This window comes from Candidatus Micrarchaeum sp. (assembly GCF_016806735.1).
Lineage (GTDB): Archaea > Micrarchaeota > Micrarchaeia > Micrarchaeales > Micrarchaeaceae > Micrarchaeum_A > Micrarchaeum_A acidiphilum_A.
In genome coordinates this window covers 55675-71440 of the sequence record NZ_CP060530.1, presented here as the reverse complement: position 1 = coordinate 71440, position 15766 = coordinate 55675, and the positions used below count along the sequence as shown (strand labels likewise).

Sequence of the window (15766 nt, the reverse complement as noted above, 5' to 3'; positions counted from 1 at the left end):
TCACACCAGCTTAAGCTTCATTGCGATGTCGCCCGCGTTGCTTTCCTTCGAAAGCTTTATGTATGCCCTCTTCACGTTGTTGGGCATGTTGACGGTGCGCACGTCGCTTACCTTTGCGTTGAAAACGCCTTGAAATTCCTGCTTTATTTGGGCCTTTGTGGCCCTCGAGTCCACCACGTAGACTATTGTATTTCCTTTGGTTATTAGGCCTACGGCCTTTTCAGTAGCAAGTGGATATTTAAGCACTGACATTCTTTGCACCTTTCTTTATCAATACAGCTTTTTCGACAGCTGCGTCTAGGTTTTTTAGAGCCGAGGCGCTCCACAGCACAGTCTTGACCGGGTTGCCCCCTGGAGCCACACTGCTAACCTGAAGCTCCGAAAGCGTGCAGGTAGTTACACCTTTGACGTTGCGGGAGGCCTTGAAAGAGCCTTCTTCGTCAGAGGTTACAACCAGCATTTTGTGCTGCTGCTTGCTCCTCGTCTTCCTTACGCTCCTTATTGTCTTGACGCGTGCGAATTCTATTACAGAATAAAGCTTGTTTGTCTCAAGAAACTTTACGAAATCCTTGGTTTTGGATATCTTTGCTATCCCGTCGAAAACGGTGGGCTTTCCTGCATTGGATTTTACGGCCATTGCTATAGCGCTTTTAAGGGCGTTGACGTATTCCCTGTTGTTGAGCCTCTCGACCAACGTTTTCTCTACCATGTGCGGGTGCGCCCTCTTTCCCGACACCGAAGAAGGTATGCGCCTTACCCTTCCGAGCGAGCCTCCGCCGAGCTTTTCCCTCGGTCTTATGGCCCTTCCAACGTGCCTTCCTGCCCTGTAGGAACCCATGGCTCCAAAATAAGCAGCGGTAGTCTGCATTCCTGCCAGGACGTAGTGGCCCTGCGGCTGCAGCTTCAGCGACGTCTCAGCAGCAACAGCCCTGTCGACCAGCCATTTTCTTGGCTCGGCCTCGAACGCTTTTGGAGCCTGCATTTTCGATACTGGCTTGCCTTCTATGTTGAATACTTCTATTTCCTGCAAAATATCATCCCTTTATGAAATTCACTTTGGCTTCGTTTATGCCCCTGGCATTCCTGTTTTCCACTGATTTCTTTATTCTTACTATGCGCTTCGCCGGTCCCGGGACCGAGCCCTCTATTATGACATAATCATTCTTGACCAGGCCGTAGTTCTTGAACCCTGATTTCGGGTTTATTGTGGAAGCTTCTTCCTTTGTACCAAGCTTTAGTATGCGCTTGTTGTGCTCCGTCCTGTAATTGAAGCCCATCTGTCCTGCCATGGGCACGGTATACATTACCTTTCCCGGAGTGAATGCGCCCAAAGTTCCAACGTGCCTTATTTTGCCCGTCGCCTTGTGGAACATCCTCGATACGCCGAAACGCTTTATCGGGCCCTGCCATCCCTTGCCCTTGGATATGCTGACTACATCGACAAATTCTCCGTTTTTGAATATTTCATTGCCCCTGAGCTCCTTGCCGAGCTTGGAAGTGGCAAATGCAAGCTTTTCCTTTATGTCCTTGCCCGTTATCTTCGCTTCAAACCTCTCACGGTGGTTTGTATTTGTTCCGGTGGTTTTCGGATCGGCAGCCACAAGCAATGCGACATCTGTTATTCCTTCAAGCTTTTCTCCAGATGGAATCTTGGATTCGTCGTTTTTGACGCTTTTGATGCCGAGCTTTTGCGAAGAGGCCTTGCTGAGTATGTCTACATGCGCTTTCTTGTAGCGCGTGGCCTCATCAATTGAGTATAGCCTTATGCCGTAAACCTCCATCGCCGGCAGCTCCAGGATCGTGCACGCCTTGGAGACCTCCTGTCCCTTCGCCGGCGAATTGCTGTCGTCTATAATCGACAGAGTAGTCATCCCTACCTTGTACGTAAGCAAATTCGAAAGCGATACCTCTTTTATAGAGCCTGCGCTCCTGATGCGCGGTAGACGCTTGCCCGCGCGCCTTCTGGGCCAATACTGCAATGAGCCTGCCATTTAAACACTTTGTAAACGTTAAAATTCAGTACTTGACGTAGGAATTGCCGCAAAGATTAAAGCGCTTTCATATTTATTGTGTATATTTATATATTTTTACTTTTCTGCTTTTTTGCGGAATTCTCGCTTATTGAAGCGATGTCGTCGACAAGCCTGATTTCCTTGAGCACCGAGTTGCATGCAGCGGTGAGCGCTACTATGTCCTCAGCTTCTACCTTTACGCTTATCCTTTTTGCGGACTCGCTTACAGATAGATCGCTTCTTGATGTATGATACTGCTGTCGCAATTTTTGTGCATATTTTATGTCGTGAAGTTTTGGTATGCTGATGGTTATTTTGTAATCCATCATAAGCCTCTTGACTTCTTTCCTGAAGATGTAAGTGCCCTGTTGGCCCTGCCGCTCTGGGCAGCTACAGGGGCATATACGGCATCTCTCTTTATGCCGTTGTCCTGCTTGGACACAAGTATGACCTCATAGAATCTTGTGGTTCCGGTTTCACCCACAAAATATGAATTGAGCACTTCGTAGTTTGAGAACTTCTTTGATGCTCGTTCTTCTGCTATCATCTGCATGTTCTTGTGCCTTGATATAAACCTTGCGCTCTTTGAAGGCTTTCTGCCGCCCCCAACCGTTTGCCTCTTTCTGTTTCCTTTTCTTACCGCAGCGCGCACTACTACTATGCCCTGCTTGGCCTTGTAGCCGAGCTCCCTTGCCCTTGACAGGTTCGAAGGCCTTTCCACTTTGGTTATATTGTCCTGCTTGGACCATTCGGCCAGCCTGTTCTTGTATTCGGGGCTTCTCTCTTTGTACTCTTTTATGATTGTCTCCTTTATGTATTTACTCGCTCCCATGAAAATCACGATTACGGCACGTAAGGACGCGTCGTAGATGAATGTTCGCCTGATTATTTACTATAGAAAATTATTAAATACTATGTAGGTATCTGAGCGCCATGTGGGCCGATTACAACATTATTGTGTTTTTGTGTTTGATTCCTGCTTTTTTAGACAGGAATTTGCCCTTTTGGTGGAGGGTACCAGATATGCTGAAGCGCAGATGTGGACTTTATTTATTACTAATAAACCAGCAATCAGAGGCAAAACGTCAATAAAAATTCTTCCCTTGATCCTTACTCGTTTTCTGCGCATTTAAACGCATTTTCAAGGGATTTTTGGGATAGATTTAAATAATATAAAAGCCATAATAACTAAACGCTTGAACGCTAAACCCGTTGCGGTGCTAATTATGCAAAAAACTAACAAAAAAGCGACCCATATTAAAGGCAAGGCAGGGACAAGACCTGCGCAGAAGCATAAGGCAATTTCAAAGGCAAAGAAAAATCCGACTAAGGCCAGATTTGCAGCAAAGCATAAAACAAACGCTAAACCAATAAAGAAAAATACTGCCGAGACGAAAAGGAGCATGGCTGTGAAATCCGGCAAAAAAAATATTAAGGCAAAACAGCAGGAAAAGCCAAAATCAAAACAAACCCAGCACGTTGTAAAGAGCGCACCGACCGAAGTAAAGGCAATAAGCGACAGGAAAGCACAGTCTATCGAAAAGGCCAAGAAGCAGAAGGAGCTTGACGAAGCGACGTACACCGCAAACGCGATGAAATACATAGAGGCTCTTGTCGAAGACACTAGAATATCAGACTATCTCAACAAAAATGTCAGCAGGCATGCTTCAGAAGTAATTGACCTCCTTACAACCCCGAGAACCGACGAGGAGATAGCGGCTGCGCTTGACTTGAAAATAAATGCCGTAAGGCGCATACTCAACATAATGCAGGGCTACGGAATAACAAACTACAATGTTTCGAAGAACAACGAAGGATGGCTTTCGTTCGCGTGGTATATAAATACCAATAAGGTGCCGCAATTCTTCGATTACGTAAAAAACACAACTTCGGAAAAAGCAACGCTAAAAGACGACTGCAACGACTATTTCATATGCAAGTCATGCTACGACGACAACAAGTTCATATTTACGTTTGACGCAGCCTACGAATCAGGATTCAAATGCAACATATGCAGCAAACAGCTTTCTAGAATAGATAGAAGCAAAGCCTCTGAGTTGCTTTCCGGAGCCGTGCAGGAACAGGAGAAGCTGGCTTCTTCTGACCAACACTAACCTATTTTAAGTTTCGCGACGAAAACAATCACTGCAGCGAGGTAGGGTAGTCTGGAGTGCCCGCCGGGCTCATAACCCGGAGATCGGTGGTTCAAATCCACCCCTCGCTATCTAGGCTCTCCCACCCCGCACTTCCGCTAATCGTGCCGTTTTATTTATATATATAAGTTAATCAAAACAACATACAATTACAACGCCTTGAAAGTTTCAGGATTAAAAATGTTTTTCGAAAATACGTAGTGGAATACTGGAAGTGTGGGGTCAATATGGCAGAAGGCATAACTTACAATTTTTTATGGGAAGTATTGCAAAAAGAAAGGTCAAGCAACGCGTTGCAGCTGTTGCCTAAGAATTTTTATTCTGATGTAAGAGAATTCGTAGAAGGAACAAAAACCGATCTTGGAAAGAACGAAGAGGCCGAAATACAGACAGGAAACATAGAAAGGCTTGTTTCGGAAATATTCGAAAAAAGGAAACAGAAGGTAGCGTTGTATGTTGCGTACAAAAAACCGCTGCCAAACCCAATAACGGACATAGAGACAGACCTTTACAATAAGATGATGGAGCTTTACGTCAACACCAAACTAACCGGCTCCAAAGAAACAAAAACACAGCAGGACAAGCTCAGGGTAATAATAGAAAAGCTCCCGGAAGTGTTCTTGCCTTCAGGATCTAAAATCGGGCCGCTAGAAAAAGGCCAGCTTATAGAGGTACAGGACAAAAACGACAGCAAGTTCCTTATAGATAATTCTTTATGTGTTTACGAGAAATTATAAACGCGAGCTTATAAAGTGATGTTATGAAGATAGCTAGAGAACTCAACGTTTACTGCCCGAAATGCGGTAAACACACTGAGCACAAAGTAGTGATATATTCCAAAAAGCAGGAAAGCGGGCTTAACGTCGGAAAAAGGCGCAGGGCCAGAAAGCTGAAAGGAATAACCGGAAAGGTAAAAGGACAGGCAACGGTTGTCAAGGTGGCGAAGAGGCAGAAAGTGCTCCTCCAGTGCAAGGTGTGCAAATACGAGGTAGAGCGCGTTCTTGGTTCGAGGACCAAGAAGAAGCTGGAATTCGCCATATGATTTGAATGACAGAACAAAAGCAACAGAGGAATTCACCGAGGCCCGGAGAACTGGTCATAGCCCAGGTATCTAAGATAATGCAATTCGGCGCATACTGCAAGCTGCTCGAATACAACGGTATAGAAGTATTTATACCGATAAGGGAAGTATCTTCCGGATGGATCAAGAACATACACGAGTTTCTGCACAACGGCCAAAAGCTGGTGTGCAAGATAACCTACATAGACAACCAGAAGGGCACGATAGACGCTTCAATCAAAAAGGTAATGCCCAAAGAGGCCAAGGACAAGCTGGGTGCCTACAACCTCGAAAAGCGCTTCTCCATACTTGTCGGGAAAATGATAAAGGAGACCGGCGAAGAGAAAAACAAAGAAAAAATAGACAACGATATAGTGTCTGAATTCGGGAGTTACGCGCAGCTATATTTTGACCTTTCGGAGGGCACCAAGCGCTTCAAGGAATCCAAGATGCCTAAGAAGCTCAAGGACAGGCTCAGGGAATTCATAGACGAGCAAAACGCCAAGAAGAAGCACAGGGTTGCGTACATCCTGGAAATGGTCGTTGAGGATACGGAAAATGGTGTCACGATGATAAACGAGGCCCTCAAAGAAGCAGAGAAGGCCGACGTGGAGATATCCTACATAAGTTCTCCGAAATACCACATGGTAGCCGAGGGGGCTGACTACAAGGATTCCGAAGAAAAGGTAAAGTCTGCGGTAAGCACCATAAGCGCAAAGCTCAAGAACGTTGAGCTCAAAGTCGAAAAGGAGAAACTGAAGAAGGACAAGGAAGGAATATTCGACAGCGATTGATGATTGTATGGAAAAAACAGTTATAAAATACAAGAAGAATCTCAAGCTCAAGAACCCAGTGCTCATAGTTGGCCTGCCCGGAATAGGCAACGTCGGCAAGCTAGTAGCAGAGCACCTAATAAGGGAGTTCAAAGCCGAGCGCATAGCCACCGTCTATTCGCCCCATTTTCCGCACGAAGTCTTCATGACAAAGAGCGGGGGCATAAGGATAGTGAGCAACAGGTTCTACCTCATAAGGCGCAAGGGCAAGCAGGACGTCGTAGTTCTTACTGGCGATGCTCAAGCCATAAGCCCGGAGGGCCAGTACGAAGTGAGCCACAAGCTCGTAAGATTTTTCAAGGAGAAGCTGGGCGGCAGCTTCATATACACCATAGGCGGCTATAATGTCAGCGGCAACGTAGTGTCTTCGCCAAAAGTTTTTGGCAACGCCACATCGAAAAAGACGATAAAGGAATTTGAGAAGGAAAACGTCCTTTTCGGCAAGGCGCACACTGTCATAATAGGTGCGGCTGGGCTAATGCTCGCTTTTGCAAAGATGGAGGGCCTCGAAGGCGTATGCCTTATGGGGGAATCGACTTTCTTCGACATGGATCCGGCTGCAGCCAAGGCAGTGCTGGAGCTGCTTACCAAGAAGCTGGGCATGAAGATAGACACCACGCACATGGATTCAATGATAAAGGAAACTGCAAAAGCACTCAAAGAGCTCGAAAAGCAGCTCTCAGGCACTGCGCAGCTGCCCCCGCCGATAGGGGGAGAGAACAATCCGAAGCCCTCTTACATAAGATGAGCACGCAAGATTATGGGGCATTTCCCATGCGCCAGTAATCTAGCCTGGTAGGATATCAGCTTCCCATACAAAACTGGAAAAAGCTGAATGCCCGGGTTCAAATCCCGGTTGGCGCAAATCATACTAAAAGGTGGATGCATGTCACAGGAAATAGTCTTCACTGACAGGGTCAGGATCTACGATACGGACGCACAGGGAATAGTCCATTATGCAGGATACTACAGATTCTTTACCGATGCCGCAGAGGGCTTCATGCACGACACCCTTGGCATAAGCTATCCCCTTCTTGACGAAAAGACATGGTTCGTAGTGGTGGAATCCGAAGCCAAATACTACAAATCCGCAAAGCTCGGAGACGAGCTTTCCGTAATACTCAAGCCAAAACTTCTTTCAGAGAAAGTCCTGCGCTTCGACTTTGAGATATTCGTGAGAGGCACGGCAATCTGTGCAGGCCACATAACGCAGGTGTCAATAAACAAACAGTACTGGAAATCCACACCAATGCCACAATCGATACAGAAGAAGATAAAGCTTCTTTCCGAATCAAAAAACCCGCAGATCAAACTAAAAAGGCGAGCGCAGCAAGGCAAACGGCGCTAGCTCCAACCGCAGCGAAAAAGTTCGAAGTGAATTTGTTTCCTGTTCCTCTATCCTCGAAATAGCCCAGCATAGAATCGAATACTGTGCCAAGGAACCCTGCGATCAAGACTATAAGGAAAATCGTGTACTTCGGAATAAAAACCCCGAGCTGCGGCGCAGCGAAAACCGTCACGCTCGCAATAATGCTCCCGAAAAGCCCCATCGCGAGGCCGAAAACGGTAACGCCTCCGGATGTGCCCTTTTTCACCTTCTTGAAATTGAATATCATTCTCGGCTCCCCGTCCAAAACGCCAAGCTCGCTGCTGAACTTGTCTGCTGTCACTGCACTAACTGCACTTATAAATCCTGCCAGCGCAAACAGGTCCAGCAGACCATAATGGTAAGTTCTCCCTAATGCGAAAACAGCAACAAAAATGAGCGGCAGAAGGCCATTCGCAATGACGTTTTTTACACCCCTTTGCTTTTCGTAGAGCCCCTTCTTCTTCTTGTACGTAGTTCCTGCGAACGTGACTATTGCAGATACTGCCAGGAACCACAGCATGACAAGGAAGAAGAAGATGCCGTAGCTCGGCCAAGCGAGCAGCAGCATAGCTAGCCCCATCGCGAGGGCCACTACGGTCGCCTTGACATTCAAGGTCAGAAAAGTTGTCATTAAGATTCCGTTAGCTCCGCGGCGCAAAACTAGGGTCACATGCGCCGCAGCTTTCCAAATACAAGGATATACTTTGAGCCAAAAAGATATAAAAGCTCCACTCTTCCGCGTGCCACAGAGGGCAGAACCAGGCCTTGCTGGTGTCAAAACGAATAGTTTAAATTATAAATATTCCGCTATTTCAAAAGTTTTTTAAACTTATCTTTTTATATTATATTACGGGTTCTCTACTGTAGGAAGGTCGTGAAGAACTGGTCGCCTTGCCAGCGTGCATGTCACGCTGGCACTATTTCTATTTAATTTACGGTGTTTTTTGGGCCTAGCGAATAGTATAAATGGATAACGCAACAAATACATATGCTAAGCTGGTGCTTATTGTATGGCAAAGGAAAAAACCGTCAAGGAGCTCGAGGACCTGCCCGGAATAGGCCCTACTACTGCAGAGAAGCTTAGGGCAGCGGGCATAGACACCCTTGAAAAGGTTGCAGTTTCGGCCCCGCACGAGCTGGCAGAGCTTGCAGGCATAAACGCCGAAAAGGCCAAGGAAGCCATTCAGGCGGCGCAGGAAGCCACAACCATAGATTACGAAACCGGGGGCCAGATACTCGAAAGGCGCAACGTGCTCGGCAAGATTACCACAGGCTCAAAGGATCTCAACGAGCTCATAGGCGGCGGTGTCGAAACCAACGCCATAACCGAGGTATATGGGAAATTCGCCAGCGGCAAGAGCCAGCTCGGCTTTCAGCTTTCTGTCAACGTACAGCTCCCAAGGGACAAGGGGGGCCTCGAAGGCGCGGTGCTTTTCATTGACACAGAGGGCACGTTCAGGCCCGAGCGCATAGCCGAAATGGCAAAGGCGCAGAAGATGGATGAGCAGCAGGTGCTGCAAAACATAATAGTCGTAAGAGCTACCACAACAGAGAAGCAGATACTTACTGTAGAAAGAGCCGATAGCATAATACCAGAGAAAAACATAAAGCTCATAGTGGTAGACTCTCTCATGTCTCTTTTCAGATCAGAGTTCATAGGCAGGGGCGCTCTTGGCGAAAGGCAGCAGAAGCTCAACGTGCACATACACAAGCTCCAGGCACTCGCTGACAAATATTCATTGGCCGTTTACATAACGAATCAGGTAATGGACAATCCCGGAATCCTTTTCGGTGACCCGACCACGCCCATTGGGGGAAACATACTCGCCCACGCAGCCACAACCAGGCTGTACCTAAGGAAAAGCAAGGAAGACAAGCGCATAGTCAGGCTCGTTGACAGCCCGAGCATGCCTGACGGCGAATGCGTAATAAAGGTAACTCCAGAAGGCATAAAGGACTGAGGGAATATCTCTTTGTATCTTGAACATTTAGCCTGGGCTTTGCTCGGGGGTGCCTGATTCTGCGGCATCTTCTTCATCCTGCCTCTTTATTGCCTGGGCGTCCACTACTATTGTATTCTCTTCCAGCCTCATCAGCCTGACACCGCTGGCGCTCCTGCCGCTCTGCCTGACCTCCGAAGCGTTGAACTGTATAGAGAGCCCTGCCGAATTTACCAGTATTATGCTGTCATCAATGCCGCAGGAGAGCGCCTTTACTACGTTGCCGGTCTTTTCGTTTACCTTCAGGTTTATTATTCCCTTGCCTCCCCTGTGCTGAAGCCTGTACTTTCCAATCTCAGTTATCTTGCCGTAGCCCTTTGCGGTTACGCTCGCAACAAGGGAATCGTCCTTCACCGCTACTGCGTTTACCACCTTGTCGCCCTTTCTGAGCCTTATGGCCCTGACTCCTGTAGCATTCCTGCCTACAGGCCTGGCGTCGGTCTCCTTGAACCTTATTGCCTTGCCGCTGGAGGTTGCCACGAAGATGTCCGAAGCGCCATCGGAAACGCAGACCTCGGCTATGGAATCCCCTTCGTTTATGTTTAGCGCTATGATTCCTGTTGAGCGCGGCCTTGAATATAGGGAAGCCATGCTCCTTTTTATTATCCCGGAGCTGGTGACGAAGTTTATGTACTTGCCTTCGAACTCCCTTGTGTTGACTATCTTTTCTATCCTTTCTTCGGTTCCAAGGGCGAACATGTTCGCCGCTGCCTTTCCTGAGCCGTATCTGCCGCCCTCGGGCACCGCATAGGCCTTTAGCCAGTATGCCCTGCCCTTGTTGGTTATGGCAAGCAGGAAGTCCTTGGACATGCACTGCAGGCTCTGCCTGACAAAATCCTCATCCTTGAGCTCCATGGTTATGACTCCCTTGCCTCCCCTGGCCTGGCTCTTGTAAGCGTCCATGTCAAGCCTTTTCATGTAGCCCTTGTTTGTTATCAAGACAACGCACGGATAGTCCTTTATGAGGTCCTCATTCTCTATGCTGAGCGCTTCGTCCTCCACTATTTCGGTCCTGCGCGGTATTGCGTATTTGTCCTTGAGCGTTAGCGTCTCCTCCTTTATTATTCCGTAGACCATGGATTCGTTTTCGAGGACGCTGTTGTAGTAGCTTATGCTCTTGTCCAGCTCGCTTTTTTCGGCCTCAAGTGAGGTAGTCTCCAGCCTTGTAAGCCTGGCGAGCTTCATGTCGAGTATAGCATTTGCCTGCTTCTCGCTTATGCTGTAGTTGCCCATCAACGTTTCCCTTGCCTCCCTCGTGTCGGAGCTCGCCTTTATTATGGATATGACACCGTCAATGTCCTTAAGCGCAATAAGCAGTCCTTCCACTATGTGGCGCCTGTCTGTTGCGACGCCAAGGTCGTACCTGGTCCTGGCGCGTATGACCTCCATCCTGTGCTCCACGAACACCTTTATGAAATCGCGTATGTTGAGCGTAAGCAGCCTGTTGCCCATAACTGCTATGTTCATTACGGGCAGGGTTATCTGCATCTGCGTATGCTTGTAAAGCTGGTTTAGCACTACGTCGGGATTGGCATCCTGCTTGAGCTCTATGACTACTCTCATGCCTTTCTTGTCGCTCTCGTCCCTCACCGTGCTCATGCCGTCTATAAGCTTCTGCTTTCCAAGCTCGGCTATCTTGGCCACGAGCGTGCTCTTGTTGACCGTGTAGGGTATCTCGCTTATGACGAACTGCCTTAGCCTGTGCCCTTCTTCAAGTTCTGCCTTGCCCCTGAGTATAACGCTTCCCCTTCCTGCAAGGTAGGACCTTTTGAGCTCCGGGCTCATAAACGCTATGCCTCCTGTCGGGAAATCCGGGCCTTTGATATAACCCATAAGGTCAATCGGCGCTATTTCGGGATTCGCTATGTAAGCCATTATGGCGTCGCACACCTCTCCCAGATTGTGCGGCAGTATGTTTGTCGCAACGCCAACCGCTATTCCAGAAGAGCCGTTTATCATTAGATTCGGCACCTTGGAAGGCAGCACTGATGGCTCTTCCTCGGTATTGTCGAAATTTGGTATGAACGGCACGGCTTTCTTGTCAAGGTCTTCGAGCATTTCCTCGGCAAGCCTTCTGAGCCTTACTTCGGTGTACCTCTGCGCGGCCGCAGGATCTCCGTCGATGGAACCCATGTTTCCCTGTCCTTCTACCAGCATGTGGTTCATTGAGAAATCCTGCGCCATCCTGACCAGCGTCTCGTATACTGCAGCATCGCCGTGCGGATGGTACTTTCCTATTACCTCTCCGACAATCCTGGCGCTCTTCTTGGTTGCCTGCTCATGGGTGTTCTTGAGCATGTACATTGCGTAAAGTATCCTTCTCTGCGCAGGCTTAAGCCCGTCCCTGGCATCCGGTAGGGCCCTGCCTATTATGACGCTCATCGCGTAATCGATGTAGCTGCTCTGCATTTCTCCCTCTATCGATACCTCGAGATTTCTGCTGTCGTAAGCGTTGTTGTTTTCTGCCATCAATATCACACGTCGAGGAAGGACACCTCGGTGGAGTGCTCTTCGAGGAAGTTCCTCCTCTTTTCAACGTCCATTCCCATTAGTATGTCGAAAATGGAGTTTGCCAGCTCGGCATCCTTTATCGTTATCTTTTTAAGTATCCTGTTCTTTGGGTTCATGGTAGTTTCCCAAAGCTGCTCCGGGTTCATCTCTCCCAATCCCTTGTACCTCTGCAGTGCACCCTTGCCGTTGTGCTCCTTCATAATGGCGTTGAGCTCCGCATCGCTATAGGCGTACAGGACCTCTTTGCCTATGCTTACCCTGTACAAAGGCGGCTGTGCTGCAAACACGTGCCCTCTCTCTATCAGGGGCTTCATATATTTGTAGAAGAACGTAAGCAGAAGCGTCTTTATGTGGCTTCCGTCAACGTCTGCGTCGGTAAGGAATATTATCTTGCCATACCTGAGCTTGTCAGGCTGGAAGCCTTCCTTTATGCCAGTACCCAGAGCCGTTACCAGCGAATGAAGCTCGGCATTGTTGAATATCCTGTCCTCGCTTGCCTTTTCGACATTGAGTATTTTTCCCCTAAGCGGCAGTATCGCCTGGTAAAACCTGTCCCTACCCTGCTTGCTGGATCCCGCGGCGCTGTCGCCCTCAACTATGAATATCTCGGACTTTTCCGGATCCGTTTCTGTGCAGTCTGCCAGTTTTCCCGGCAGCACGGTTCCCTCAAAGGCGTTTTTCTTCCTTGCGAGCTCCCTGGCTCTTCTTGCAGCTTCCCTTGCTTCTGCTGCGCTCACCACCTTGTTCACTATCTTCATTGCTTCGGAAGGGTTTTCCTCCAAAAACTCTGAAAATTTGGCGTATATCGTGCTTTCAAATAAGCTTTTTATGTAAGAATTGCCGAGCTTCTCCTTGGTCTGCCCTTCGAATTCAGGGTTTGGCATTAGGACAGAAACTATTGCGATAAGCCCTTCGCGCATATCCTCTCCTTCTATCTGCGCCGGCTGCTTCTTGAGGTTTTTCTGTATGTAAGCGCTTATGGCCCTGGACAGCCCGGAGCGGAACCCTATAACGTGCGTGCCTCCCTCAGGGGTCTTTATCCTGTTCACGAAGGAGTAAAGGTCTTCCCCATAGCCCTGCGTGTACTCTATTGCTACTTCTATTTTGACTTCGCCCTCTTCCTTCTTGAGTATGAACGGTTTTGTTATGGCGTTCTTTCCTTCCGATAAGTAAGCAATGAAATCGCCGATGCCGTTCTCGGAATGGAATTCGAATGTCTCTGCCTTCTCAAATCTTTCGTCGGTAAGCTTTATCCTTATGCCTGAGCTAAGGTATGCCGTATCGCGCAACCTTTCCGATATGGCAGTCACGTCAAACTTGTTGACAGAAAATATCTGCTTGTCGGGCTTGAACCTCACTATAGTTCCTGATTCGGTGGTCTTGCCTATGGTTTCAAGCCCTGATATTGGCGTGCCCCTGCTAAAGCTTTCCCTGTATGCGTTTCCGTTGCGCTTAACCGTAACGTCCGTGCGCTCGGAAAGCGCGTTGACTACGGTAAGCCCAACGCCGTGCAGCCCTCCAGAAACCTTGTAGGCCTTGTTGTCAAACTTCGCCCCTGCGTGTATGGATGTCATAATGACCTCAAGAGCGGGCTTGTTCTCCTTCGGCATTATGTCTACGGGAATGCCTCTTCCGTCGTCGCTGACTTCCGCTATGTCATATCCGTCGCTGTCCTGCTCGAGCTTTATTGTTATATTCCTGCAGTATCCTGCCAAAGCCTCGTCGACGGCGTTGTCTATTATCTCGAAAAGGAGGTGGTTGTAGCCCTGAGCCCCGGTGGAACCTATATACATGGCCGGCCTTTTTCTTATGCCCATTGTTCCGCTCAATACCACTATGTCCTTCGCTCCGTAGTCATCCTCTGGCATTAAATCAACTGTAAATATCAAGCACAGGTCGTGAGTGTTTGCACTGGCAAAATATTACGATATCTATTGGGATTTTATATTTAAAACCCTTTTGGTAAAGTCGACTTTTCCGGCAAAATCGGCACAATCCGCACGTGCGGCGCTTTGCATGCCCAACATGCATAAACTATAAATACTTAATCGTGATAATATACGAATACATATATATGCAAAATGTTTTTGGACAACTGTTTGTATCGCAAAGGTCCGGAAATCAAGTGCAAAATAGCTAGAAATAATACTAAAAACAAAGTGATAACATGGCAGAAAACAATATGGGCGGACAGCAGGTATTGCTGCTCCCGGAAGGAGCATCCAGGCTTTTGGGCAGGGACGCGCAAAGGACGAACATTGCAGTTGCGGTTGCAGTTGCAAACGCCGTAAAAACGACTCTGGGTCCAAAAGGGATGGACAAGATGCTGGTAAGCGATCTCGGAGACATAGTAATAACGAACGACGGCGCCACAATACTCGAGGAAATGAACGTCGAGCACCCAGTGGCAAAGATACTGGTCGACGTCGCAAAGACGCAGGACAGGGAGGTCGGAGACGGAACTACTAGCGTGATAATAACAGCAGGCGGATTGCTCAAGGGTGCGGAAGACCTTCTGGAGCAGGGAATACATCCGACGATAATAATAAAGGGCTACAAAATGGCCGCGGGCAAAGCTGCCGAAATACTTTCCAAGTACTCAAAGAGTGTGGAAATAAGCGACGAGCAGACGCTGCAGAAAATCGCAATGGTATCCATGGGCTCAAAGAATATAGGCGACGACAGCACAAAGGCCCAGATATCAAAGCTGGTAATAAAAGCTGTGAAGCAGGTTATGGAAAAGACCCAGGACGGCAAATACCGCATAGATCACGACTTCATAAAAGTAGAGAAGAAAGCCGGAGGCAGCATAGCAGACACTGCATTGATAAACGGCGTGTTGATAGACAAGGAAGTGGCACACCCGGGAATGCCTAAGTCGCTCACGAACGCAAAGATAGCGCTTCTTGACGTGGCTCTGGAGATTGAGAAGACAGAAACCGATGCCAAGATAGAAATAACGTCGCCAGACCAGATACAGTCATACCTGCAGCAGGAGGAACGCATGCTCAAGGAAATGGTCGAAAAGGTCAAGAAGAGCGGCGCAAACTTTGTCGTAACGCAGAAGGGAATAGACGACATGGCGCAGCACTACCTAGCCAAGGCGGGAATAATGGCCGTAAGGAGGGTCAAGAAGAGCGACATAGAGAAGCTTTCGAAGGCAACAGGCGCCAAGATAATAACAAGCCTGGACGACCTAAACTCGGAGGATTTGGGCCATGCAGGAATAGTCGAGGAGCGCAAGATAGCCGGAGAACAGATGGTCTTCGTCGAAAAGTGCAAGGACCCGAAGAGCGTAACGATATTCGTAAGGGGAGGCACGCAGCAGGTAATAGACGAAGCGGAGCGCTCGCTCAACGACGTAATAGGTGCGGTATCAGCCACTATCGAAAATGATGGGAGATACGTCATCGGCGGCGGCAGCATAGAAATAGACATTGCTGATGAGCTCAGAAACTATTCTGGCCAGGTAGGAGGTCGCGAGCAGCTTGCGATACAGAAATTCGCAGATGCGCTTGAAGGCATACCGAAAACACTTGCGGAAAGCGCCGGAATAGATGCCATAGACACGCTGGTGCAGCTCAGGAGCAAGCACAAGGCGAAGGATGGCAAGATATACGGCGTGGACGTATACAGGAACGCGATAGGCGACATGACCAAGGCGGGAGTGTTCGAGCCGGAAAAGATGAAAGTGCAATCCATATACAGTGCGAGCGAGGCCGCTGAGATGATCCTAAGGATAGACGACATAATCAGCTCCAGGGGAAGATCTCCAGGAGGCCAGGGCGGAGCACCGGGAATGCCACCCATGGAATAAACGGCACTTGA

At 48.4% G+C, this 15766-nt stretch carries 16 protein-coding genes and 2 tRNA genes; 10 read left to right on the top strand and 8 right to left on the bottom strand.

What is annotated here, in order from left to right; genetic code table 11:
- From Micr_RS00390 to Micr_RS00370, 5 genes are all read right to left on the bottom strand, one after another.
- On the bottom strand, positions 1 to 252 hold the full coding sequence (locus Micr_RS00390; protein ID WP_203134696.1) for a 50S ribosomal protein L23: 252 nt from the start codon (positions 250 to 252) through the stop codon (positions 1 to 3).
- Positions 239 to 1030 (bottom strand): 50S ribosomal protein L4, encoded by a 792-nt coding sequence (gene rplD / locus Micr_RS00385; protein ID WP_203134695.1) that lies wholly within the window; start codon positions 1028 to 1030, stop codon positions 239 to 241. Before rplD ends, Micr_RS00390 begins: the two co-directional genes overlap by 14 nt.
- 4 nt (positions 1031 to 1034) lie before the next feature.
- Positions 1035 to 1991 carry a 50S ribosomal protein L3 gene (gene rplC / locus Micr_RS00380; RefSeq protein ID WP_203134694.1) on the bottom strand — a complete coding sequence of 319 codons (957 nt, stop codon included), beginning with the start codon at positions 1989 to 1991 and terminating at the stop codon, positions 1035 to 1037.
- 86 nt (positions 1992 to 2077) lie between these two features.
- Positions 2078 to 2341, bottom strand: a complete 264-nt coding sequence (locus Micr_RS00375; protein WP_203134693.1) for a KEOPS complex subunit Pcc1 — start codon at positions 2339 to 2341, stop codon at positions 2078 to 2080.
- Positions 2338 to 2844 carry a 50S ribosomal protein L15e gene (locus tag Micr_RS00370; protein WP_203134692.1) on the bottom strand — a complete coding sequence of 169 codons (507 nt, stop codon included), beginning with the start codon at positions 2842 to 2844 and terminating at the stop codon, positions 2338 to 2340. Before Micr_RS00370 ends, Micr_RS00375 begins: the two co-directional genes overlap by 4 nt.
- 394 nt (positions 2845 to 3238) lie before the next feature.
- On the opposite strand from Micr_RS00370, the gene Micr_RS00365 reads away from it, so the two are divergent.
- From Micr_RS00365 to Micr_RS00330, 8 genes are all read left to right on the top strand, one after another.
- Positions 3239 to 4126 (top strand): hypothetical protein, encoded by an 888-nt coding sequence (locus Micr_RS00365; RefSeq protein ID WP_203134691.1) that lies wholly within the window; start codon positions 3239 to 3241, stop codon positions 4124 to 4126.
- A 35-nt stretch (positions 4127 to 4161) separates the two neighbouring features.
- Positions 4162 to 4236 (top strand) — tRNA-Met (locus Micr_RS00360).
- A gap of 156 nt (positions 4237 to 4392) precedes the next feature.
- Complete coding sequence (locus tag Micr_RS00355) at positions 4393 to 4902, top strand: DNA replication complex GINS family protein (protein WP_203134690.1); 510 nt, start codon at positions 4393 to 4395, stop codon at positions 4900 to 4902.
- A gap of 23 nt (positions 4903 to 4925) precedes the next feature.
- The gene (locus Micr_RS00350; protein ID WP_203134689.1) at positions 4926 to 5207 is read left to right on the top strand and encodes a 50S ribosomal protein L44e; all 282 of its coding nucleotides are present in this window, start codon (positions 4926 to 4928) and stop codon (positions 5205 to 5207) included.
- 5 nt (positions 5208 to 5212) lie between these two features.
- The gene (locus Micr_RS00345) at positions 5213 to 6019 is read left to right on the top strand and encodes a S1 RNA-binding domain-containing protein (protein WP_203134688.1); all 807 of its coding nucleotides are present in this window, start codon (positions 5213 to 5215) and stop codon (positions 6017 to 6019) included.
- Positions 6020 to 6026: 7 nt separating this feature from the next.
- Positions 6027 to 6806 carry a proteasome assembly chaperone family protein gene (locus Micr_RS00340; RefSeq protein WP_203134687.1) on the top strand — a complete coding sequence of 260 codons (780 nt, stop codon included), beginning with the start codon at positions 6027 to 6029 and terminating at the stop codon, positions 6804 to 6806.
- A gap of 28 nt (positions 6807 to 6834) precedes the next feature.
- Positions 6835 to 6922: transfer RNA gene (locus tag Micr_RS00335), tRNA-Gly, on the top strand.
- 22 nt (positions 6923 to 6944) lie between these two features.
- Positions 6945 to 7406 carry an acyl-CoA thioesterase gene (locus Micr_RS00330; RefSeq protein WP_203134686.1) on the top strand — a complete coding sequence of 154 codons (462 nt, stop codon included), beginning with the start codon at positions 6945 to 6947 and terminating at the stop codon, positions 7404 to 7406.
- Here Micr_RS00330 and Micr_RS00325 read toward each other — a convergent pair.
- On the bottom strand, positions 7366 to 8058 hold the full coding sequence (locus tag Micr_RS00325; RefSeq protein ID WP_203134685.1) for a DUF92 domain-containing protein: 693 nt from the start codon (positions 8056 to 8058) through the stop codon (positions 7366 to 7368). The two genes, Micr_RS00330 and Micr_RS00325, sit on opposite strands and share 41 nt — an antisense overlap.
- Before the next feature lie 379 nt (positions 8059 to 8437).
- On the opposite strand from Micr_RS00325, the gene radA reads away from it, so the two are divergent.
- Positions 8438 to 9388, top strand: a complete 951-nt coding sequence (radA, locus tag Micr_RS00320) for a DNA repair and recombination protein RadA (RefSeq protein ID WP_203134684.1) — start codon at positions 8438 to 8440, stop codon at positions 9386 to 9388.
- Positions 9389 to 9415: 27 nt separating this feature from the next.
- Here the strand turns inward: radA and gyrA are convergent, their stop codons facing one another.
- Positions 9416 to 11896 carry a DNA gyrase subunit A gene (gene gyrA / locus Micr_RS00315; RefSeq protein WP_203134683.1) on the bottom strand — a complete coding sequence of 827 codons (2481 nt, stop codon included), beginning with the start codon at positions 11894 to 11896 and terminating at the stop codon, positions 9416 to 9418.
- 5 nt (positions 11897 to 11901) lie between these two features.
- Positions 11902 to 13806: a DNA gyrase/topoisomerase IV subunit B gene (locus Micr_RS00310; protein ID WP_203134682.1), complete on the bottom strand. Its 1905-nt coding sequence runs from the start codon at positions 13804 to 13806 to the stop codon at positions 11902 to 11904.
- 299 nt (positions 13807 to 14105) lie between these two features.
- Between Micr_RS00310 and thsB the strand changes: the two genes are divergently transcribed.
- A complete protein-coding gene (thsB, locus tag Micr_RS00305; protein ID WP_203134681.1) occupies positions 14106 to 15755 on the top strand; it encodes a thermosome subunit beta in 1650 nt (549 codons plus the stop codon).
- Positions 15756 to 15766 lie beyond the last annotated feature (11 nt).

Coding starts and splice junctions, on each gene's coding strand:
- Micr_RS00340 (WP_203134687.1), top strand. CDS start 6,027: ATGGAAAAAACAGTTATAAAATACAAGAAGAATCTCAAGCTCAAGAAC.
- Micr_RS00390 (WP_203134696.1), bottom strand. CDS start 252: ATGTCAGTGCTTAAATATCCACTTGCTACTGAAAAGGCCGTAGGCCTA.
- Micr_RS00345 (WP_203134688.1), top strand. CDS start 5,213: ATGACAGAACAAAAGCAACAGAGGAATTCACCGAGGCCCGGAGAACTG.
- Micr_RS00375 (WP_203134693.1), bottom strand. CDS start 2,341: ATGATGGATTACAAAATAACCATCAGCATACCAAAACTTCACGACATA.
- Micr_RS00310 (WP_203134682.1), bottom strand. CDS start 13,806: ATGCCAGAGGATGACTACGGAGCGAAGGACATAGTGGTATTGAGCGGA.
- Micr_RS00350 (WP_203134689.1), top strand. CDS start 4,926: ATGAAGATAGCTAGAGAACTCAACGTTTACTGCCCGAAATGCGGTAAA.
- radA (WP_203134684.1), top strand. CDS start 8,438: ATGGCAAAGGAAAAAACCGTCAAGGAGCTCGAGGACCTGCCCGGAATA.
- Micr_RS00355 (WP_203134690.1), top strand. CDS start 4,393: ATGGCAGAAGGCATAACTTACAATTTTTTATGGGAAGTATTGCAAAAA.
- Micr_RS00365 (WP_203134691.1), top strand. CDS start 3,239: ATGCAAAAAACTAACAAAAAAGCGACCCATATTAAAGGCAAGGCAGGG.
- Micr_RS00330 (WP_203134686.1), top strand. CDS start 6,945: ATGTCACAGGAAATAGTCTTCACTGACAGGGTCAGGATCTACGATACG.
- gyrA (WP_203134683.1), bottom strand. CDS start 11,896: ATGGCAGAAAACAACAACGCTTACGACAGCAGAAATCTCGAGGTATCG.
- rplC (WP_203134694.1), bottom strand. CDS start 1,991: ATGGCAGGCTCATTGCAGTATTGGCCCAGAAGGCGCGCGGGCAAGCGT.
- Micr_RS00325 (WP_203134685.1), bottom strand. CDS start 8,058: ATGACAACTTTTCTGACCTTGAATGTCAAGGCGACCGTAGTGGCCCTC.
- thsB (WP_203134681.1), top strand. CDS start 14,106: ATGGCAGAAAACAATATGGGCGGACAGCAGGTATTGCTGCTCCCGGAA.
- Micr_RS00370 (WP_203134692.1), bottom strand. CDS start 2,844: ATGGGAGCGAGTAAATACATAAAGGAGACAATCATAAAAGAGTACAAA.